This window comes from Xanthomonas sp. NCPPB 3570 (assembly GCF_056725115.1).
On the sequence record NZ_CM161513.1, the window covers coordinates 4,670,454 to 4,689,990 of the forward strand.

Here is a 19,537-nt window from a genome sequence, read left to right on the forward strand (position 1 = left end):
GGGGATCGGCGGTGGTCACGCAGGTGGTCGCTGGCGATGCCGGCGCTAGTGTGCCCGGCGGTGGAGTCCACGACCGGCTCCGCGGACGCGCTCGCTGCGACGGCGTCCGCCTTTGCTCCTGCTTTTGCTCCTGCTTTTGCTGCTTCTCTTGCTCCTGCATTTGCTCTTGCTCTGCCTTTGACTTACCGGGTCCCCTCGGCGCGGCAGCCGCGGCGGGGAAAAACCCGAAGGGCGGCGCACATGGATGTGCGCCGTTCGCGGCAGGGGCAGGATGCCCCTTCCGCGAATCCCCGTCGTGGCTGCGGACCCGGAGCGCGTAGCGCGGAGGGCGCGCTGCGGGGTGTGCTTTCTTTTGGTTACTTTTCTTTGCACAAGCAAAGAAAAGTGACTCGCCGCCAGGCGAAAGCTTTGCTCTTGCACTTGCTGCTATGGCGGTGGCCGCTGAATCGTAGGAGCGGCTTTAGCCGCGACAGGCATTACACATCATGTGGGTCGCGGCTAAAGCCGCTCCTACAGACCTTCTCGCCTGATACGCAAACATCAAGCAACAGCAAGAGCTTTCGCCCTTGCGGGCGAGTTACTTTTCTTTGCTCGCGCAAAGAAAAGGTAACCAAAAGAAGCGCTTTACCACAGCCGAAGGCTGGTCAAGCGCGCCCTGCCTTCGCGCCCTCCGCGCTGCGCGCTCCGGGTCCGCGTCCATCACGGGGATCCGCGGAAGGGGCATCCTGCCCCTGCCGCGGACGGCGTACATCCATGTACGCCGCCCTTCGGGTGTTTCCCCGCGATGGCCGCCGCTTCGGAAGGGAACCCGGTAAGTCAAAAGCAAGGACAACAGCCAAAGCCACAGCCACAGCCACAGCGAAGCCAAGCCAAGCCAAGCGACCGCGGCTACAACGCTAGCAACCGAAACCGCGACCCTCGCAGCACGCGCTTAACGCACGTCTGCACACCGCAAGCGCAACACCTCTAACCTTCTCCAGGCACCCGACCATGGCCACCCCCGACCTGCCGACCTTTGACAAGATCCTCATCGCCAATCGCGGCGAGATCGCCTGCCGGGTGATCGCCACCTGCCGCAAGCTCGGCATCGCCACCGTGGCCGTGTACTCCGATGCCGATCGCGACGCGCGCCACGTGCGCCTGGCAGACGAAGCCGTGCACATCGGCGCCGCGCCGGCGCGCGAGAGCTACCTGCGCGGCGAGCGCATCCTCGACGCCGCGCAACGTAGCGGCGCGCAGGCCATCCATCCCGGATACGGCTTCCTGTCCGAGAACGCGGAGTTCGCCGAGGCCTGCGCCGCGCGCGGGCTGGTGTTCATCGGGCCGCCGCCGACGGCGATCCGCGCCATGGGCGACAAGAGCGCGGCCAAGGCGCTGATGCAGGCGGCCGGGGTGCCGCTGACGCCCGGCTATCACGGCGAGCAGCAAGACCCGGGATTCCTGCGCGCGCAGGCCGCGGCCATCGGCTACCCGGTGCTGATCAAGGCCAGCGCCGGCGGCGGCGGCAAGGGCATGCGCCGGGTCGATGGCGACGAAGAGTTCGCCGCCGCGCTCGCCGCCTGCCAGCGCGAGGCGCAGGCCGCGTTCGGCAATGCGCACGTGCTGGTGGAGAAGTACGTGCTGCGGCCGCGGCACATCGAGATCCAGGTATTCGGCGACAGCCACGGCGAACTGGTCTACCTGTTCGAACGCGACTGCTCTGTGCAGCGCCGCCACCAGAAGGTGCTGGAGGAAGCGCCCGCACCGGGCATGGACGCGGAACGGCGTGCGGCGATGGGCCAGGCCGCGGTGGAAGCCGCGCGCGCGGTGGGCTACGTCGGCGCCGGCACGGTGGAATTCATCGTCGCGCCCGATGGCGCGTTCTACTTCATGGAAATGAATACCCGCCTGCAGGTGGAACACCCGGTCACCGAGTGCATCACCGGCACCGATCTGGTGGAGTGGCAACTGCGCGTGGCCGCCGGCCAGCCGCTGCCGCAGCGCCAGCACGAACTGGCGATCCACGGCCATGCGCTGGAAGCGCGACTGTACGCCGAAGACCCGGCGCGCGGGTTCCTGCCGTCGATCGGCACGCTGCAGCACCTGCGCCTGCCCGCCGCCGACGCGCATACGCGTGTCGATGCCGGCGTCGAACAGGACGATGTGATCGGCCCGCATTACGATCCGATGATCGCCAAGCTGATCGTCTGGGACGTGACCCGCGAGCGTGCGCTGCGGCGCATGCAGGCGGCGCTGGCCGCGTGCCAGGTGGTCGGCGTGTCGACCAATGCCGCGTTCCTGCAGCGCCTGGTCGGCACCAGCGCGTTCGCGCAGGCGGACCTGGACACGGCGCTGATCGAGCGCGAGCACGCGGCGCTGTTCGACACCCCGGCCCCGACCAGCGACGCGCTGTGGAGCCTGGCCGCGCTGGCCTGGCAACTGCACGCGTCGGCGCCCACCGCGCACGCGGCCGATCCGCATTCGCCGTGGGACCTGCGCGACGGCTGGCGGCTAGGCGCGCCAGCCCCGCATGCACTGACGCTGCAACATGGCGACACCCAGCGCACGCTACATCTGACCGCGCATGCTGGCGGCTGGCGGATCCATGCGGCGCAGGCGCAGGAGCCGCTTGAGGCGAGCGGCCAGTTGCGCGATGGGCGCCTGTCCGCCTTCCTCGGCACGCAGCGGGTGCAGGCCGATGCAGTGTTCGCCGGTGCGCAGTTGCACCTGTTCGTCGACGGCCATGGCTATCTGTTCGAACGCCACGACCCGGTGGCCGAGGCCGACCAACCGGCGGTGGAAAGCGGCGGGCTGACCGCGCCGATGCCGGGACGCATCGTCGCCCTGCTGGTCGCGCCCGGCACCCAGGTGACCCGGGGCACGCCGCTGCTGGTACTGGAGGCGATGAAGATGGAGCACACCCTGCAGGCACCGGCCGACGGCACCGTGCAGGGCTTTCGCGTGCGCGAGGGCGAGCTGGTCGGCGACGGCGTGGCGCTGCTGGATTTCGAAGCGGCGTGAGCGCTGCGCCTCGCGCGGTCGCCAAGACCGCAGCGAGGCGTCACACTCGGGGCTGGTCCATCCTCCTGCCCGCGCCATGAAACTCACCGCCCACGTTCTCGACGGCCACACCCTGGACGTGCGTCCGGCGCCGCGCGAGCGGCCGTGGATGGACCGCACCTCCGAGCGCTATGCCTACCGCTGCCTACCGCTGGACATCGCCAACGCGCACGGCTGGGAACTGTTGTGCCAGACCGCGTTCGAGGCCGAGTGGAACGGCGGCAATGCGCTGGACGACCTGCGCGTGCAGCCGGCGCCGGGCACGCACGCGCCGGCGGTCAGCCACTTCGGCTACGGCGTGCTCACCTTCCATGTGCCGTGCCTGTTCCGCACCGAGGCCGGCGTGGACCTGTACGTCACCGCGCCGGTGAACCGGCCTAAGGACGGCATCGCCGGGCTCACCGGGCTGATCGAGACCGACTGGAGCCCCTACACCTTCACCATGAACTGGCAGTTCACCCGACCCGGCCGCGTGCGCTTCGAGGCGGGCGAGCCGTTCTGCCACTTCTTCCCGGTGCAGCGGCGGGTGCTGGCCGAGACCGAGCCGCGCTGGCAGCCGCTGTCGCAGACGCCGGAACTGGAACGCGAACACCAGGCATGGATGCGCAGCCGCGGCCAGTTCCTGCACGATCTGGAGCAGCCCGATTCCGACGCCAGCCGCGAAGGCTGGCAGCGCAGCTACTTCCGCGGGCCGGCGCCGGGGCAGTGCCCGGCCGGCGTGGAGCACCGGGTGAAACTGCGGCTGGCGCCGTTCACCCGCAGCGACGACGCGGAATGACGCCGGCTCAGCGGGCGTGGCGCTGGCGCACGCGCGTGGACAGGCGAAACACGCCATAGGCCAGCAGCATGCCCAGGATCCCGGCCACGGCATGCGCCCAGTCGAACACGCGCGGACCGATCCCACCGACCTGATCGCCCCACAGGTTGAACAGCACCAGGACGATCGCGGTCAGCCCCAGGCCGGCGAGGAACGCGGCGCGTTTGGCGCCCAGCGCGTAGAACAGGAACGGCAGGCCCAGCCCGACCAGGAAATGCACCGGGAAGAAGTACACCGAGCCGTACGGCCGCAACAGCGACCAGACGATGGCGGCGAACACCGCGACGAAGACGAACAGGCCCAGCGACAACGCGCGGGTCTTGGTGGGAGAGAGGCGTGGCTCGGTCATGCGTCACCTGCAGGCAATGCGCGACCGTAGCCGAGTCCCGATCACGGTCAGGTCAAGACCCTGCGCCGCGCACGCGCCGACCGCGGCTCAGCGCGCGCGCCGGCACCACTGCCGTTCGCACGGCACGCCATCGTGGTTGCCATCCATCTCCACGCCCGGGCAGTGCTGCAGGAAGTACACCGCTTCGTCGCACGAGGTCATCTGCGCGCAATGCGTGCGGCCGTCGCACTGGAAGGCCGGCGCCGGCGATGCGGGCGCCGTGGCCACCGGCGCGACCGGCGCCGCAGGAGCTACCGGCGGCGGCGCCACCAAGCGCAGCACGGCATAGCCGGCGACCGCGAGCACCACCAGCAGCGCCGGCACGCCGAGCCAGCGGCCGCGACGCCTACGCGGTGCGGTCGCCGCCTGCGCGGCCGATACCGGTGCACGCCCGGGCCGCATCACCCGCATCGCGTGCGGCCGTCCCTGCGGATCTTGCTCCAGGTCGAAGGAGATCAGCTCGCCCACCCGTGGCGGCACCCCGTCGGCGGGAAACGCCGCGCGTTGCACCTCGGCTTCGGTCTCGCGATGCGCCAGGCGCACCAGGCCGCAGCCGCGCTCCTCGTTCCACTGAATCAAGGTCCCGTGCGTGCGCATGGCGTCACCGCAAGAAAGTGCATCGCCGCAGTGGACGCCGCCGTGCCCGGTGCGTCCACCGTCCCCACCGCGCCTGCCCGTTCCCGCCAGGCGCGACCCCGCACGCAGCATGCCACGGCGGCGGCCAGCGTGCCGGCGGGCCACCCGCTGCGCGCGCGATCGACGTGAAGGCCCACCGCCGTCTGCCATCGCGACGCCGGCGCGCGCAACTGTCTACCACCGGCTGCGCGGCGCTCGCTAGAGTCCGAAGCGTCGAGCAACGCCGAGGTCCGCGGCCACCCGGGACCAGCGATCGACGCGCAACCCGGCATCGCGGCCGCCGCACGGCGCCGCCTCCGCAGCATTCGTCCCCCGATGCTGCCCTGCCGGGCCCGCGCGTTTCCCCCACGCTCGACGCATCGGGGTCGTTCAACGCAGTTGCCTTCCACACGGGATCAGGAGAGCGACATGGACAGGTCTTCGGTCCGCTAGGCCGTTTCAACAGGACTGCCGCTTCCACAGCAGCGTCGCCGCATCCGCGCGGTGGCGATGGGCGGTGCATTTCCAAAAGCGTCTCTCGCTTCGTCTGCGCGCGCAGGCGGAAGCGTCCGTGCATGCCTGCGGCGTGGCCATGGCACGGCGGTGTTCTTTCATCGCGGCCGCGCAGCAGCGCGGGCGTGCGGCCGGTCCGGGGCCCAGGGGATGTCCGGACACAGGACGCGGCATCGCCCGCACGCACCGACGCACTCGACCGGAGGTCCACCATGCACCCGTCCCACCCGCGCATACTCGCCATCGCCGTCGCGCTGACCCTCGCCAGCGGCGCCGCCTCCGCCGGGCGCTTTCCGGATTTCGGCTACGCGCCGCCCTCTACGTACAAGGGGCCGCTGTTCCAGCTCAGTCAGGACTATCCGCAGCAACCGCCCAGCGGCCCGTTGCCGGCGTTCTTCCAGAAGCTGCCCAAGCCGCTGAGCAACAACTTCGAAGCCTGGCGCGGCTACGCCGATGCCGTGAAGGCCTACTGCCTGGAAGGCAACGTCGAAAGCGACTGGTACGTGCAGAACAACAAGGTGCGGCGCTGGTACCACGCGCCCTGGCAGCACTACGGCCCGCTCGGACGCGAAGGCGTGCATGGGCTGACCAAGGAAGCGCAGATCCAGGTCAAGCAACTGGCGCCGACCCAGCTCACCACCGGCCAGACCTTCGCGGTCGGCATCTACAACGATGTCGGCGCCTACACCTTCGGCCAGGTGTGGAAGGATCCGCAGAACCCGGATCCGAGCTTCACCACCAAGCCCAACACCTTCCGCGACGGCACCGTGGTGTGCAAGGCGCTGTTCGCCGACGTGGACCTGAGCCAGGTGCCGTTCCTGCAGAACCCGGTGCTGTGGAACGCCTGGGTCACCAACAGCTTCAAGTCCGCCGACCGCGCGTTCAAGCAGGTGGCGCTGATCCAGATGGATTTCGCCGTGCGCGACAGCCGCGTCCCCGGCACCGGCTGGATCTTCGGCACCTTCCAGTACAACGGTGCGGTCAGCGGCAAGCCCGGCTGGCAGAACCTGGTGCCGGTGGGCGTGATGTTCGGCAACGATCCGCAGAACACCGGCGACGACTACACCAACAAGCAGCCGACCCAGACCCGGATCAATCCGCGCATCCTGCAGTCGGCGATCAACGCCAACGTGAAAGAACTGCCGCCGACCCACCTGGGCTGGAACGGCCGCCTCAACGGCCCGGTGGACAACCCGATCAGCTCCTGCATGAGCTGTCACATGACCGCCGAATCGCCGCAGCTCTCGCCGATGAACCCGACCTTCCAGGCGCCGGACAAGGTGCCGCCGGTCGGCTCCAAGGAATGGATGCGCTGGTTCCAGAATATCCCCGCCGGGCAACCGTTCGACGCGGCGGCCAAGAGCACCGACTACAGCCTGCAGCTGGCCGGCGGCATCGCCAACTTCTACGACTGGAAGTGCACCCAGGACGGCGTGTTCGTCAGCGGCGGCAACCTCTGTGAGCAGAGCAAGACCTCGCTGAAGCTGATGCGCTCCACCACGCCACCGCCGACCGTGTACCCGGTCGAGCGTGGGGTGAGCAACCAGGAACTGGAGTAAGCACCGCAACGCCGTGCCTGCCGCGTGCCGTCCGACGGCGCCGGCGGGCACGGCCTGTGCCGAGTGCGGCGCAAGGCGCAGGGATGAGCGGCGTCAGACGTGCTGCCGCCTGCGCTCCCTCAGCCGATCTGCTGGCCGACCCACCAGGTCGTGCCGCCTGGGTCGCGGAAGCCGCCACGCCGGTCCGGATCGTCCTTCTGCACCGGCGCCTGCACCGCCGTGGCACCGGCAGCCAGCGCACGCTGGTAGGTCGCATCCACATCGCGCACGTAGACATGCACATGCGCCGGCACCGCCGGCCAGCCCTCGACCGCATCGCAGAACATCACCACGGTGTCGTCGATGCGCACCTCGCCGTGGGCGAGCAGGCCACCCTCGCCGGGAATCTGCCGCAAGGGTTCGGCGTCGAACACCGCGACCAGGAACGCGATGGTCCGCTGCGCGCCATCGACAATGAGATACGGCGAGACCGAGGTGTAGCGCTCTGGCTTGAACGACATGAAGAACTCCCGAGGGTCGAGTGTCGCGGGCAGGTCGACGTGTGCGGTGGTGAAGCGCCTCATGCAACGTGCGGCGATGCCAAAAGGCCACTGCGCCGCGGCGTGCAGCCGCGCTCACAGCGCGCACGTGCTGAGCCGCGCGGCCAGGGTAAAGGGACCGTGCCCAGGTCGTCCAGGCCTTCGACATCGAACGCATACACGCCCTTGGCCACGAGCGTCAGTTGCCCGTCGCGCGAAAGATGGAAGGTCAGCGTGTCGATGTCGACCGCATGGTGCGCGCCGGCCAGGTAAAGCGAGCCGTCGATGTAGCCGTCCTGCGGGTTGCTCGGGAAGTCGAAGTGCTGGCCGGCCAGCGCGCCGAGCCTGAGCGACGGCAGCGCCATGCCGTCCAGGCGGATCGCGGTGTCCACGATCTCGCCATCATGCAGGAACGGACGCAGCAGGATTTCCAGCGAGGCGTCCTCCGGCCGACCCGAGAGGATCGCGTGACGCGGTTGCAACAGGCTCGGCGAGAACGTCGACATCGCGGTGCCGTCTCAGTGCTGCGCCACCGGCAACACCACGTCCATCAGCGTGGCGTCGTCCGGATCCGGCGTGGCCTTGAAGCCGAGTTGCTGGCACATCGCCAGCATGGTGCGGTTCTCGCGCAGCACCTGGCCTTCGACCACCTTGAGGCCGAGCCAGCCGGCGTACTCGATCATGATCCGCATCAGTTGCCAGCCGATGCCGTGGCCCTTGAGGTCGGAGCGGATCAGGATACCGTATTCGCCGCGGTCGTAGTCGGCGTCGGCGTGCAGGCGCACCGCGCCGAGCATGTCGCCGCTGCGCGGTTCGATCGCCACCAGCGCGATCGAGCGCGCGTAGTCCAGCTGGGTCAGGCGCGCGATGAACTCGTGGCTGAAATGCTTGACCGCCTGGAAGAAGCGCAGGCGCAGGTCCTCGTCGGTGACGCGGGCGAAGAAGCTGCGGAACAGCGCGTCGTCCTCCGGCCGCACTGGGCGCACCAGCGCGGCGCTGCCGTCGTTGAGCACGATGCGCCGCTCCCACTCCTTGGGATACGGAAAGATCGCAAAGCGCGGATGGCCGCGGCCCTTGTGCAGGCGCCGCGACGGCGCCACCGCCACCCGCGCGTCGACCGCGATCACCCCGTCGCGGTCGGCCAGCAGCGGGTTGATGTCCAGTTCGCGGATCTCCGGCAGGTCGGCGGCCAGTTGCGCCAGCTTGACCAGCACCATCGCCACCGCGCGCTCGTCGGCGGCCGGCACGTCGCGGTAGGCCTTGAGGATGCGGCTGACGCGGGTGCGGCCGATCAGCTCGTGGGCCAGGCGCAGGTCCAGCGGCGGCAGCGCCAGCGCCTTGTCGTCGATCACCTCCACCGCGGTGCCGCCGCGGCCGAACACGATCACCGGGCCGAAGGTGGGATCGTCGGCGATGCCGGCGATCAACTCCCGCGCCTTCGGCCGCAGCAGCGAGGGCTGCACCAGCACGCCGTCGATGCGCGCATCCGGACGCGCGGCGCGCGCGCGGGCGAGGATGCCCTCGGCCGCATCGCGTACCGCCTCCACGCTGACCAGGTTGAGGCGCACGCCATCCACGTCGGACTTGTGCGGGATGTCGGCCGAATGGATCTTCACCGCCACCGCCGAGCCTTGCGCGAGCATCGGCGCGGCCACCTGCGCCGCGGCCTCGGCATCGGCGGCGTGTGCCACCGGCGCAGTGGGGATGCCGTAGGCGGCCAGCAGCCGCGTGGTCGCCAGCGGGTCCAGCCAGGTCTGCCCGGCGGCCAGCGCGGCGTCGACGATGCCACGCGCGGCGGCGGCGTCGAAGGCGAAATCGTCGGGCAGGCTCGGTGGGGTTTCCATCAGCGCCGCCTGCGCCTCGCGGTAGCGCACCAGGTGCATGAAGCCGCGCACCGCATCGGCCTCGGTGGCGTAGGTGGGGATGCGCGCGGCGTTGAGCGTGGCGGTGGCGCTCTCGTCGTTGCCCAGCCACACCGCGAACACCGGCTTGTCGCGGTGGTGGCGCGGGCGCTGGCCAAGGATGCGGGTCAGCGCCTGCGCTGCCTCGGCGGAGGAGGTGAACGCGGTGGGCACGTTGACCACCAGCACCGCATCGTTCTCCGGATCCTCCAGCAGCGCGCCGGCGGCGGCGGCATAGCGCTCGCCGTCGGCGTCCACCACGATGTCCACCGGATTGCGGTGCGACCATTCCTGCGGCAATGCCTGTTCCAACCGCTGTTGGGTGGGCGCCGACAGCGTGGCCAGGGTGCCGCCGAGATCGGCCAGCGTGTCCACCGCCAGGTGGCCGACGCCGCCGCCATTGCTGAGGATGGCCAGGCGCCGGCCGGGGAAGGTGCTGAGCCGGCCCAGCGTCTCCGCGGCGGCGAACAGTTCGTCCAGCGCGCGCACCCGCAGCAGGCCGGCGCGGGCGAACGCGGCGCCGTACACCGCATCGGAACTGGCCAGCGCCTGCACGTGGGTGTCGGCATTGGGGTCGATGCGCAGCTGCCGGCCCGACTTCACCACCACCACCGGTTTGGCGCGCGCGGCGGCGCGGGCGGCGGACATGAACTTGCGCGCGTCGCGGATGTGTTCGACGTAGAGCAGGATCGCGCGGGTGCGGTAGTCGGTGGCGAAGTAGTCGAGCAGGTCGGCGAAGTCCACGTCCAGCGCGTCGCCCAGCGAGACCACCGCCGAGAAGCCGACCGCGCGCGCCACGCCCCATTCCACCAGCGCCGCGGCGATGGCGCTGGATTCGGAGATCAGCGCCAGGTCGCCCGGCTGTGGGCAGTGCGCGGCGATGCTGGCATTGAGCCGCGCATGCGGGGCGATCACGCCCAGGCAGTGCGGGCCGAGGATGCGCAGGCCCTTGGCGCGTGCGGCGCTCTCCACCCGCGCCGCGGCCGAGCCCGGCCCGCTGCCGAGCCCGGCGGTGAGGATGATCGCCGCGGCCACGCCGCGCCGCGCGGCGATCGACACGATGCGCGGCACCATCCGCGCCGGCGCGGTGATCACCACCAGGTCCGGCACCCACGGCAGGTCGGTGAGCCGGCGCACCGTGGGCACGCCGTCGATCTCGCGGTAGCGCGGGCTGACCCAGCCGATCTGCCCCGGAAACCCGGCCGCGCGCAGGCTGCGCACCACCGCCCGCCCGGCCGAACGCTCGCGCGGGCTGCCGCCGACGATGGCGACCGAGGCGGGGCGGAACACGGACTGCAGGTGATAGGTGCTCATGGCGGCGGCAGAGGCGAGCGAATGCGCTAACGGTACACGGCTGGCCGCGGCGCGGGGATGATCCGGGTCTCGCGGCCGACGGTAGCGCGGGTCCGGCGATTGGGCGCACTGTCGCGATTCCGGCCTCCGTGCGTCGGGGCTGAAGCCCCTCCCACAGGGGCTTCGGTCGGCTGTCCGGTGTCCACGGCTCGCGTGTGTTGCTGGATTCAAAACGACCCCAATGGCCGCTCGCGCTCTACTCAGGACATCTCGAACGACCTGTTTTTGCCGCGCATCCCACCGTCTCGTAGGAGCGGCTTCAGCCGCGACGAGGCGTTACCGGTAAGGCACGGTCGCGGCTGAAGCCGCTCCTACGCGTGTGCGCTTGTGCTTGCTCGATGTCCCCTTCAAGCACGACGCCACGCCACAGGCCATAAGCACAGCGCGCTGACCAGGCGGCGCCCCCCTCCTCGACAGCAAGTCCAGCAGCACCGCCCATCCGTCCCCACCTCTCGGATTCACCAAGCCCGGCGAACACCCGCCCCCACAGCCCGGGTCAGCAGACGGTCGCATTGGCGGCCGCATAATGCGGCGATGGAGACGACTCGTGCATAGCGGCGGCCTGGAACTGGCGCTGGTGCTGCTGCTGGCCGCGGTGATCGCGGTGCCGGTGTTCAAGCGGCTGGGCCTGGGCGCGGTGCTGGCCTACCTGGCCGCGGGCGTGGTGCTGGGGCCGGACGGGCTGGGCTTCGTGCAGGACACCGAGCGCATCCTCAACGCCGCCGAGATCGGCGTGGTGATGCTGCTGTTCCTGATCGGCCTGGAGCTGTCGCCGGCGCGATTGAAGGTGATGCGGCATGCGGTGTTCGGCGCCGGGTCGGCCCAGGTCGCGCTGACCGCGTTGCCGCTGGGCGCGCTGGCGCTGTGCATGGGCATGAACTGGAAGAGCGCGCTGGTGATCGGCCTGGCGCTGGCGCTGTCCTCCACCGCGGTGGGCCTGCAGCTGCTGGCCGAGCGCAAGGCGCTCAACAGCGACTACGGCCGGCTCGGCTTCGCCATCCTGCTGTTCCAGGACCTGATCGCGATCCCGCTGCTGGCCGCGGTGCCGCTGCTCGGCGGGGCCAAGAACGACACCCTGACCTGGACCGAAGTGGGCCAGGCGCTGGGCGCGCTGGCCCTGGTGGTGCTGTGCGGGCGCTTCGCGCTGCGCCACCTGTTCCGCACCGTGGCGCGCACGCGTATGCCCGAGGTGTTCACCGCCAGCGCGCTGCTGGTGGTGCTGGGCAACGCCTGGTTCCTGCAGAAGGCCGGGCTCAGCCCGAGCCTGGGCGCGTTCCTGGCCGGCGTGCTGCTGGCCGATTCGGAATTCCGCCACGAACTCGAAGCGCAGATCGAGCCGTTCCAGGGCCTGCTGCTGGGCGTGTTCTTCATCGCCGTGGGCATGGGCATCGACCTGGACCGCATCGTCGCCGAGCCGTGGCTGATCGCCGGTGCGGTGGCCACGCTGCTGCTGGTCAAGTTCGCGCTGCTGGCCGGCATCGGCCGCGTGCTGCGCCTGCCCTGGCGCAGCGCGCTGCTGCTGGGCAGCCTGTTGTGGTTGGGCGGCGAGTTCGCCTTCGTGGTGTTCACCGAGGCGCAGCGCGTGCGCCTGCTCGACGACGCCACCCACGACCGCCTGGTCGCGGTGGTCGGCGTGTCGATGGCGCTGACGCCGCTGCTGCTGATCGGCATGCAGCGCCTGCTCGGCGGCAACGAGGCCGGCAAGGGCAAACAGCCACCACCGCCGGCCGCGCAGTACGACACCGTGGATGCGCAGCGCGCGCAGGTGCTGATCGCCGGCATGGGCCGCTTCGGCCAGATCGTGGCGCGCCTGCTGACCGCGCAACGCATCCCGTTCGTGGCGCTGGAACACAATCCGGACACGGTGGAGGACCTGCGTCGCTTCGGCAACCAGCTCTACTACGGCGACCCCAGCCGCCCGGACCTGCTGCGCGCGGCCGGCAGCGACGGCATCCGCCTCTTCGTAGTGGCGATGGACGATCCGGAGACCAACATCAAGACCACGCGGCTGATCCGCCGGCTCTACCCCACTGCCAAGGTGCTGGCGCGCGCGCGCAACCGCCAGCACGCCTGGCGACTGATGGACCTGGGTGCCGAACCGTTCCGCGAGGTGTTCGCTTCCAGCCTGGAACTGAGCGAACAGGTGCTGCTCGGCCTGGGCCTGGACGCGGCCACCGCGCGCGACCGCATCGCCCGTTTCCGCGAACACGACTCGCAACTGCTGCGCGCCCAGCACCTGGTCTACGACGACGAGGCCGCGGTGGTGCAGACCGCCCGCGCGGCGCGCGCCGACCTGACCAAGCTGTTCGAGGCCGACGTCAACGATCCGACGGCCGGGCCGGCGGATGCGACGGGCGCGACAGGCGCGGGACAGCAGCGCAGTTGATGCTGGTGGCTTGGCCCCGCGGCCAACGGTGTCCCAGGCATGCGCTGCGTACATGCGCTCGTCGCTGCCGACAACCGCGGTCACGATGGGTACGCCGTTGTCACGCGCGACGGATTGCGATGGAGATGCCGACGAGTCGCCGAGGTACATGCCCACTGCCGCGTGGTGCGCGTGCAGTCGAGCGTGGTCGCGTCGGGGCTGAAGCCCCTCCCACAATGGCGGTCGACAGCGTCCGCGGCGGTGGCGCCTTTGCTGGCTGCGACAACAGGGGCGGTGGACTCCCACGGCATGCCGACTCGCCATGGCCAATGCTCGGCAAGGGCGCTGTGTCCGCGCGCCGCCAATCCTTCCATTGTGGGAGGGGCTTCAGCCCCGACTTCAGGATCCCGCCGCCGTGGCTGTGCCGCTCCTCCCTGACATGGAGGCATTTCCCCGAACACTGGCGCTCATGCCAGCGCCCGGGGCATCGGCTTCAGCGCTTGCGCGCGGGACGCTTCGCGGTGCCGCTGGGCGCGCGCTTGACGGTTTTCTTCGCGACTTCCTTCGCAGCCTTCTTGGCGACCTTCCTGGCCGCTGGCGTCTTCGTCGGCGCCGAGGCAGTCTCGCGCTTGGTCGACTTGCCTGGCTTCGCGGACGCCGAGGCATCGCCCGCCTTGGCCCCGCTGCGCTTCGGCGCCGGCGTCACCGGCCGGGTCTCGGTCGTGGCGGTGGCTTCGGGCGGGCGCCGCGGTGGCGGGCGGCGCCCCGCGGTCAGGGTGCGCCAGGTATGGCCGCCGTTGAGCGCCAGCAGCGCATCGGCTGCGGCCGGGCCGGCGCTGCCGGCCGGGTACTGCGGGGTTTCGTCGGCCGAGGTCTGCCAGGCGTCGAGGATCGGCTGCACGATGGTCCAGGCCGCCTCGACCATGGTCGCGTCCTGGAACAGTCCCGCCTCGCCATGCATGCAGTCCTGCAGCAGGCGTTCGTAGCCCACCGTGTATTCCTTGGGGAACCAGTCGCGGTAGCGGAAATCCATGCGCACCGGTGCCAGGCTGACCCGCGCGCCCGGGCGCTTGACGTCGAACTGCAGCGAGATGCCCTCGTCGGGCTGGATGTGCAGCACCAGCCAGTCCGGGCCGTAGCCGCCGATCTCGGCGCTGCGCAGCGGCGCCAGCGGCGCCGGCTTGAAGCGGATCGCGATCTCGGTGGTGCGCTCGCGCAGGCGCTTGCCGGTGCGCAGGTAGAACGGCACGCCGGCCCAGCGCCAGGTGTCGACCTGCAGCTTCATCGCCACGTAGGTCTCGGTGTTGGAGTCCGACGGCACCGTGTCCTCCTCGCGGTAGCCGGGCACGGCGTTGCGGCCGATCGCGCCGGCCGCGTACTGCCCGCGCACCACGTCGGCCGGGCTCAGCGGCCGCACCGCCTCGATCACCTCGGCGCGCCGGCGCAGCATCGCCGCCGGGGTGAACGCGGCCGGCGGCTCCATCGCGATCATCGCCAGCAACTGGAACAGGTGATTGGGCACCATGTCGCGCAGGCAACCGGTAGGGTCGTAGAACCCGCCGCGGCCCTCCACGCCGATGGTCTCGGCCGCGGTGATCTGCACGTGGTCGATGCGGTCGCGGTTCCACACCGGTTCGAACAGGCCGTTGGCGAAGCGGAAGGCGAGGATGTTCTGCACCGTTTCCTTGCCCAGGAAATGGTCGATGCGGAACACCTGATCCTCGTCGAGCACGCGGCCGACAATGGCGTTGAGCTCGCGCGCGCTCTGCAGGTCGTGGCCGAACGGCTTCTCCACGATCACCCGGCGCCAGCCGCCGCTGGCGCTCTGCCTGACCAGCCCGGCCGCGCCCAGTTGCTCGATCACCGGCGCGAAGAAGCGCGCCGCGGTGGCCAGGTAGAACAGCACGTTGCCGCCGGTGCGGTACTGCGCGCCGATCTTCTCCAGCAGCGCGCCCAGGCTGCGATAGGTGGCTGCGTCGTTGAAGTCGCCGCGCAGGTAATGCAGGCGCGAGCGCAGCCAGCCCCACACCTCCTCGTCCAGGCCATCGGCCTTGAACTCGGCGTCGCGGTCGGCCATCAGCCCGCGCATCGCATCGCCGAGCATGCGCCGCCATGCCACTTCGCTGACCGCGCCGTGGTCCACGCCGATCACCGCGAACTCCTCTGGCAACGCGCCGCTGTGGCGCAGGTTGTACAGCGCCGGCAGCACCAGGCGGCGGGTCAGGTCGCCACGGGCGCCGAACACCACGATCAGGCAGGGAGGGGTGGTCTGGGAGGCATCGCTCATGGATGGGTGTCCTGTTCGCCGATCAAGCCATGCAGGCGCAGCGCCGCGTGGACCAGCGCCACGTGCGAATAGCCCTGCGGGAAATTGCCGAGCATGCGGCCGCTGCGCGGGTCGTACTCCTCGGCCAGCAGGCCGACGTCGTTGCACAGCGCAAGCAGGCGCTCGAACAGCGCGCGCGCCTGCTCGCGGTGGCCGAGCAGCGCGTAGTTCTCCACCAGCCAGAAGCTGCAGGCGATGAAGGTGCCCTCGCCGGCCGGCAAGCCGTCGCCGCTGGCGTCGTCGGCGCGGTAGCGCTCGACCAGGCCGTCGATGCTCAGGCGTGCGGCGATGGCGTCGGCGGTCGCGGCCACGCGCGGATCGTCCGGCGGCAGGAAGCCGACCAGCGGGATCAGCAGGGTCGCCGCGTCCAGCCGCTCGCTGCCGTAGCTCTGCACGAAGTAGCCGTCGCGGTGCACGCCCTGCGCCAGCACCTGCGCATGGATCTCGTCGGCCAGCGCGCGCCAGTGCGCGCGTTGCGTGGCATCGGCATCGGTGACGCCGTCGCGCGCGCCGCAGTCGAACGCCAGCCACGCCATCACCTTGGAATGCACGAAGTGCTGGCGCTTGTCGCGGATTTCCCAGATGCCCTCGTCCGGCTCGCGCCAGCGCTGTTCCAGGACCTCCAGCAACTGCCGCGCCAGCGAGCGGCCATGCACGGCCGTGGCCATGCCCTCGTGGTGGCCGCGGTGGAATGCGGCGATCACCTCGCCATAGACGTCGAGCTGGAACTGGCCGACCGCGGCATTGCCCACGCGCACCGGCGAGGCGCCTTCGTAGCCGGGCAGCCAGTCCACCGTCCATTCGGACATGCGCCGCTCGCCGCCGATGCCGTACAGCGCCTGCAACTGGTCCGGCGAGCCGGCCACGGTGCGCTGCAGCCAGCCGTGGAAGGCGGCGGCCTCGTCGAAGTAGCCGGCCGCGCGCAATGCGGTGAGGGTGAACACCGCATCGCGCAGCCAGCAGAAGCGGTAGTCCCAGTTGCGTTCGCCGCCCAGGCGTTCGGGCAGCGAGGTGGTCGGCGCTGCGACGATGGCGCCGGTGGGCAGATAGCTCAGGCCCTTCAACACCACCAGCGAGCGCCGCACCGCCTCGGTCCACGGGCCGGCATGCAGGCAGCGGTGCGACCAGCCGTGCCAGAACGCCTCGGTCTGCGCCAGCGCCTGTTCCGGCTCCAGCAGCGGCGGCAGCTCCAGGTGCGAGGCGCCGTGGCTGAGCACGAACCAGGTGCTTTCGCCGGCCTCCAGCACGAACTCGGCCTCGGTGGCGAAGCCGTGGCCGTGCATGGCCTGCGGGCTGCGCACGGCGATCTGGTCCGGCCCGGCCACCGCCTGCAGGCCACCGTCGATCTGCGAGACCCAGGGAATGGTGCGGCCGTAGTTGAAGCGCAACTGCAGCTGCATGCGCAGCGGCACCGTGCCGTGCAGGCCGCGCACGATCCGCACCACGTGGTTGTGCATCACCTCGTCGTGGCTGGCGACCATGAAGTCGAGCAGCGCCACTGCGCCGGTGTCGGTCTCGAACCGGGTCTCCAGCACCAGGCTGCCGTCGCGGTAGGCGCGGCTGCTGGTGTAGGCGCCCTGCGGCGCGATCGCCCAGCGGCCGTGGTCGGGCTCGCCGAGCAGGGCGGCGAACAGGGCATCGGAATCGAAGCGCGGCAGACACAGCCAGTCGATCGAGCCGCAACGGTCCACCAGGGCCGCGCTGCGGCAGTTGCCGAGCATGGCGTAGTCTTCGATTCGCGAGGCCATCGTCGGCGCCGGGACGGAGGAGCGGCGAGTCTGCCAGCGCCGGTGTTTGCGTCGCGTAATCGCCGCGGCACGCCGTTCAGGCGCGCGCAAGCGCGCGGCTGCGGCTACACTGCGGCTGCGCATGACTTCCGATCCCGCTGCCGCCGCCCTGCGCACTCTGGTCCTGGAGGACGATCCGATACTGCGCGATCGCATCCTGGTCCCGGGCCTGCGCCGCTTCGGTTTCGCCGCCGACGGCTGCGGCACCGGCGCCGAACTGCAGCAGCGGGTGCAGCGCGAAGGCGCCGAGATCGTGGTGCTGGATGTCGGCCTGCCCGATACCGATGGCTTCACCCTGGCCGGCGCGCTGCGGCAGCAGTATCCAGACCTCGGCATCGTCATGCTGACCAGCCTGGGCCAGACCGAGGACCGCATCCGCGGCCTGACCGGTGGCGCCGACGCCTACCTGTCCAAACCGGTGGAGATCGACCTGCTGGCCGCGACCCTGCACAGCCTGGCGCGGCGCGTGAGCGGGCGTCCGCCGGCGGCGCCGGCGCGCGGGCGCTGGCAGATGAGCGAAGACGGCTGGTGCCTGCTGTCGCCGTCCGGCGCCGCCGCCGCGCTGACCGGCAGCGAACGCCGCCTGTGCCTGCGCCTGCTCGAGCAACCGGGCCTGCTGGTGGCGCGCGAGGCGCTGATCGCCGCCCTCACCGACCGCGTCTACGACTTCGACGCGCACCGCCTGGATTCGATGGTGCACCGCCTGCGCAGCAAGGTGCAGCGCCGCTGCGGCGAACCGCTGCCGCTGGCCGCGGTGCACGGCAAGGGCTACATCCTCGATCCTGCCGGCTGATCCGCCACTCGCCATCGCGCGCCGCGTGACGCGGGCAGGCGCAGCTGACCAGACCTATGCCGGCACCGAGGCCAGCACCGCGTCGGCGTGCGGCAGCACGATGCGGAAGCGCGTGCCCACGCCCACCGTACTGTGCACCTGGATCCGGCCACCGGCGCGCACCACCAGATCGCGCACCACCGCCAGGCCCAGGCCGGTGCCGCTGTCGGCGGGCTTGGTGCTGTAGAACGGCTCGAACACCTGCGCGGCCACCTCGGCCGGCATGCCGTGGCCGTCGTCGGCGACCTCGATGACGGTGCCCTCGTCCTCACTGGAGACGGCGATGTCGAAATGGCCGCGGTCGGCGATCGCGTCGCGGCTGTTGGAGGCCAGGTTCAGCAGCATCAGGTCGAACTGGCTGCGCTCGAAGCGGATCGGCGCCGGTGTCGCCGGGACCGCGCAACGCAGCACGATCCGCGCTTCCAGCAACTGCCGCAGCATCGGCTGCAGCGCGTCCACCGCCGCCGCCGCGTCGAAGCGCTCGACATGCTCGGCGTCGCGGCGGCTGAAGCGCAGCAGCCGGCGCACGATGGTCATGCCGCGCTCGGCCGATTCCTCCACCGCCGCCAGGCTGTCCTCCAGGTGCGCGATGCGTTGCGCGTCGCCGTCCAGATCGTCGTCGTGGCGCGCGGCGGCGAAGCCGGACATCACCGCCAGGATGTTGTTGAAATCGTGGGCCAGGCCGCTGGCCATGCGCTCGGTGATCTCGCGCTTCTGCGCATGGATCAGCTGGGTCTGCGCGCGTTCGCGTTCCTGCATCTCCTGCTGCAGGCGCTGGCCGCGCGCGTTTGATTCGCGCAAGCTCTCGCGCAGCGCCTCGGTGGTGCGGTCCAGCAGCAGCGCCACCAGCAGATAGCTGAAGAGCACCGGTAGCACGTTGAACAGCGCCTGCGCCGGCGCGCCGGCCAGTTCGGCCAGCGCATCGCGACCCACGCCGACGCCGAGCATCAGCAGCAAGGCGACGAAGGTGACCCACAGCGCGCGGCGCCCCAGCACCAGCCCGGCCAGGATCAGCACCAGCATCTGCGCCAACTGGTCCGGCAACTGCCGCTGGAAGCCGTGGATGGCGGCATTGACCAGCAGCGAGCCGAGCATCGCTCCCAGCAGCAACCGCACGCCGCCGCGCAAGGCGCCATGGCGCACGCGCACGAACCCGATCGCCGCGCACACCCCGATCAACAGGCTCATGCTCAACGAGATCACCAGCCCGGGCTGCACCGGTTGCCCGCGCAGCTGCGGCCACGCCAGCACCAGCGCGATCACCAGCGTGGCGGGAATGGTCACCGCCAGGAACAGCAGCAGCAACTGGATCACCCGCGCGTTGCGCCGGTCCACCTCGTCCAGCAGCGGCGCGCGGCCCAGCCAGTTCCAGAACGCCTTCGCCATGCCGCCGTGCTCCATTCCCGTTCAGTGAGAATCCGATGATGATCATGCGAGAACTTGCAGGTGACAAGCCGGTGACGGCGGGCCTAAGTTCGCATGACGGAACGCGCCCGGGGACGACGGCGCGGCTCCCAGACCACT

General features: G+C 70.6%; 13 protein-coding genes. 5 read left to right on the forward strand and 8 right to left on the reverse strand.

Annotated elements, in window-relative coordinates:
• Nucleotides 1-990: 990 nt before the first annotated feature.
• Together AC1PLR_RS20185 and AC1PLR_RS20190 are read left to right on the forward strand one after the other, a co-directional pair.
• The gene (locus AC1PLR_RS20185) at nucleotides 991-3,000 is read left to right on the forward strand and encodes an acetyl/propionyl/methylcrotonyl-CoA carboxylase subunit alpha (protein ID WP_481102117.1); all 2,010 of its coding nucleotides are present in this window, start codon (nucleotides 991-993) and stop codon (nucleotides 2,998-3,000) included.
• Between the two features lie 76 nt (nucleotides 3,001-3,076).
• Nucleotides 3,077-3,817, forward strand: a complete 741-nt coding sequence (locus tag AC1PLR_RS20190; protein WP_481102118.1) for a DUF6065 family protein — start codon at nucleotides 3,077-3,079, stop codon at nucleotides 3,815-3,817.
• 7 nt (nucleotides 3,818-3,824) lie between these two features.
• Here the strand turns inward: AC1PLR_RS20190 and AC1PLR_RS20195 are convergent, their stop codons facing one another.
• Nucleotides 3,825-4,205 carry a hypothetical protein gene (locus AC1PLR_RS20195; RefSeq protein WP_481102119.1) on the reverse strand — a complete coding sequence of 127 codons (381 nt, stop codon included), beginning with the start codon at nucleotides 4,203-4,205 and terminating at the stop codon, nucleotides 3,825-3,827.
• Between the two features lie 87 nt (nucleotides 4,206-4,292).
• Entirely contained in the window at nucleotides 4,293-4,841 is a 549-nt protein-coding gene (locus tag AC1PLR_RS20200) for an excalibur calcium-binding domain-containing protein (protein WP_481102120.1), read from the reverse strand.
• A gap of 743 nt (nucleotides 4,842-5,584) precedes the next feature.
• Between AC1PLR_RS20200 and AC1PLR_RS20205 the strand changes: the two genes are divergently transcribed.
• Nucleotides 5,585-6,931 carry a hypothetical protein gene (locus tag AC1PLR_RS20205; RefSeq protein ID WP_481102121.1) on the forward strand — a complete coding sequence of 449 codons (1,347 nt, stop codon included), beginning with the start codon at nucleotides 5,585-5,587 and terminating at the stop codon, nucleotides 6,929-6,931.
• A gap of 119 nt (nucleotides 6,932-7,050) precedes the next feature.
• Here AC1PLR_RS20205 and AC1PLR_RS20210 read toward each other — a convergent pair whose 3' ends face one another.
• From AC1PLR_RS20210 to AC1PLR_RS20220, 3 genes are read right to left on the reverse strand one after another with little or no spacing between them, the layout of a single operon-like run.
• Nucleotides 7,051-7,431: a VOC family protein gene (locus AC1PLR_RS20210; protein WP_017909307.1), complete on the reverse strand. Its 381-nt coding sequence runs from the start codon at nucleotides 7,429-7,431 to the stop codon at nucleotides 7,051-7,053.
• A gap of 59 nt (nucleotides 7,432-7,490) precedes the next feature.
• Nucleotides 7,491-7,955 (reverse strand): hypothetical protein, encoded by a 465-nt coding sequence (locus AC1PLR_RS20215; RefSeq protein ID WP_481102122.1) that lies wholly within the window; start codon nucleotides 7,953-7,955, stop codon nucleotides 7,491-7,493.
• A gap of 12 nt (nucleotides 7,956-7,967) precedes the next feature.
• A complete protein-coding gene (locus AC1PLR_RS20220) occupies nucleotides 7,968-10,664 on the reverse strand; it encodes a bifunctional acetate--CoA ligase family protein/GNAT family N-acetyltransferase (RefSeq protein WP_481102123.1) in 2,697 nt (898 codons plus the stop codon).
• A 586-nt stretch (nucleotides 10,665-11,250) separates the two neighbouring features.
• On the opposite strand from AC1PLR_RS20220, the gene AC1PLR_RS20225 reads away from it, so the two are divergent.
• Nucleotides 11,251-13,089: a monovalent cation:proton antiporter-2 (CPA2) family protein gene (locus AC1PLR_RS20225; RefSeq protein ID WP_481102124.1), complete on the forward strand. Its 1,839-nt coding sequence runs from the start codon at nucleotides 11,251-11,253 to the stop codon at nucleotides 13,087-13,089.
• 472 nt (nucleotides 13,090-13,561) lie between these two features.
• On the opposite strand, the gene zwf is transcribed toward AC1PLR_RS20225, so the two are convergent.
• Both zwf and AC1PLR_RS20235 read right to left on the reverse strand, forming a co-directional pair.
• Nucleotides 13,562-15,355 (reverse strand): glucose-6-phosphate dehydrogenase, encoded by a 1,794-nt coding sequence (gene zwf / locus AC1PLR_RS20230; RefSeq protein ID WP_481102125.1) that lies wholly within the window; start codon nucleotides 15,353-15,355, stop codon nucleotides 13,562-13,564.
• On the reverse strand, nucleotides 15,352-17,142 hold the full coding sequence (locus AC1PLR_RS20235; RefSeq protein WP_481102126.1) for a glycoside hydrolase family 15 protein: 1,791 nt from the start codon (nucleotides 17,140-17,142) through the stop codon (nucleotides 15,352-15,354). The genes zwf and AC1PLR_RS20235 overlap by 4 nt, the downstream gene beginning before the upstream one ends.
• A gap of 121 nt (nucleotides 17,143-17,263) precedes the next feature.
• On the opposite strand from AC1PLR_RS20235, the gene AC1PLR_RS20240 reads away from it, so the two are divergent.
• Complete coding sequence (locus tag AC1PLR_RS20240; RefSeq protein WP_010341557.1) at nucleotides 17,264-17,974, forward strand: response regulator transcription factor; 711 nt, start codon at nucleotides 17,264-17,266, stop codon at nucleotides 17,972-17,974.
• A 54-nt stretch (nucleotides 17,975-18,028) separates the two neighbouring features.
• Here AC1PLR_RS20240 and AC1PLR_RS20245 read toward each other — a convergent pair whose 3' ends face one another.
• Nucleotides 18,029-19,399 (reverse strand): sensor histidine kinase, encoded by a 1,371-nt coding sequence (locus AC1PLR_RS20245; protein ID WP_481102127.1) that lies wholly within the window; start codon nucleotides 19,397-19,399, stop codon nucleotides 18,029-18,031.
• Between the last annotated feature and the right edge of the window lie 138 nt (nucleotides 19,400-19,537).

What these genes read in the sequence shown, in the direction of transcription:
- AC1PLR_RS20185 (WP_481102117.1), top strand. Translation starts at nt 991, where the DNA reads ATGGCCACCCCCGACCTGCCGACCTTTGACAAGATCCTCATCGCCAAT.
- AC1PLR_RS20190 (WP_481102118.1), top strand. Translation starts at nt 3,077, where the DNA reads ATGAAACTCACCGCCCACGTTCTCGACGGCCACACCCTGGACGTGCGT.
- AC1PLR_RS20195 (WP_481102119.1), bottom strand. Translation starts at nt 4,205, where the DNA reads ATGACCGAGCCACGCCTCTCTCCCACCAAGACCCGCGCGTTGTCGCTG.
- AC1PLR_RS20200 (WP_481102120.1), bottom strand. Translation starts at nt 4,841, where the DNA reads ATGCGCACGCACGGGACCTTGATTCAGTGGAACGAGGAGCGCGGCTGC.
- AC1PLR_RS20205 (WP_481102121.1), top strand. Translation starts at nt 5,585, where the DNA reads ATGCACCCGTCCCACCCGCGCATACTCGCCATCGCCGTCGCGCTGACC.
- AC1PLR_RS20210 (WP_017909307.1), bottom strand. Translation starts at nt 7,431, where the DNA reads ATGTCGTTCAAGCCAGAGCGCTACACCTCGGTCTCGCCGTATCTCATT.
- AC1PLR_RS20215 (WP_481102122.1), bottom strand. Translation starts at nt 7,955, where the DNA reads ATGTCGACGTTCTCGCCGAGCCTGTTGCAACCGCGTCACGCGATCCTC.
- AC1PLR_RS20220 (WP_481102123.1), bottom strand. Translation starts at nt 10,664, where the DNA reads ATGAGCACCTATCACCTGCAGTCCGTGTTCCGCCCCGCCTCGGTCGCC.
- zwf (WP_481102125.1), bottom strand. Translation starts at nt 15,355, where the DNA reads ATGAGCGATGCCTCCCAGACCACCCCTCCCTGCCTGATCGTGGTGTTC.
- AC1PLR_RS20235 (WP_481102126.1), bottom strand. Translation starts at nt 17,142, where the DNA reads ATGGCCTCGCGAATCGAAGACTACGCCATGCTCGGCAACTGCCGCAGC.
- AC1PLR_RS20240 (WP_010341557.1), top strand. Translation starts at nt 17,264, where the DNA reads ATGACTTCCGATCCCGCTGCCGCCGCCCTGCGCACTCTGGTCCTGGAG.
- AC1PLR_RS20245 (WP_481102127.1), bottom strand. Translation starts at nt 19,399, where the DNA reads ATGGCGAAGGCGTTCTGGAACTGGCTGGGCCGCGCGCCGCTGCTGGAC.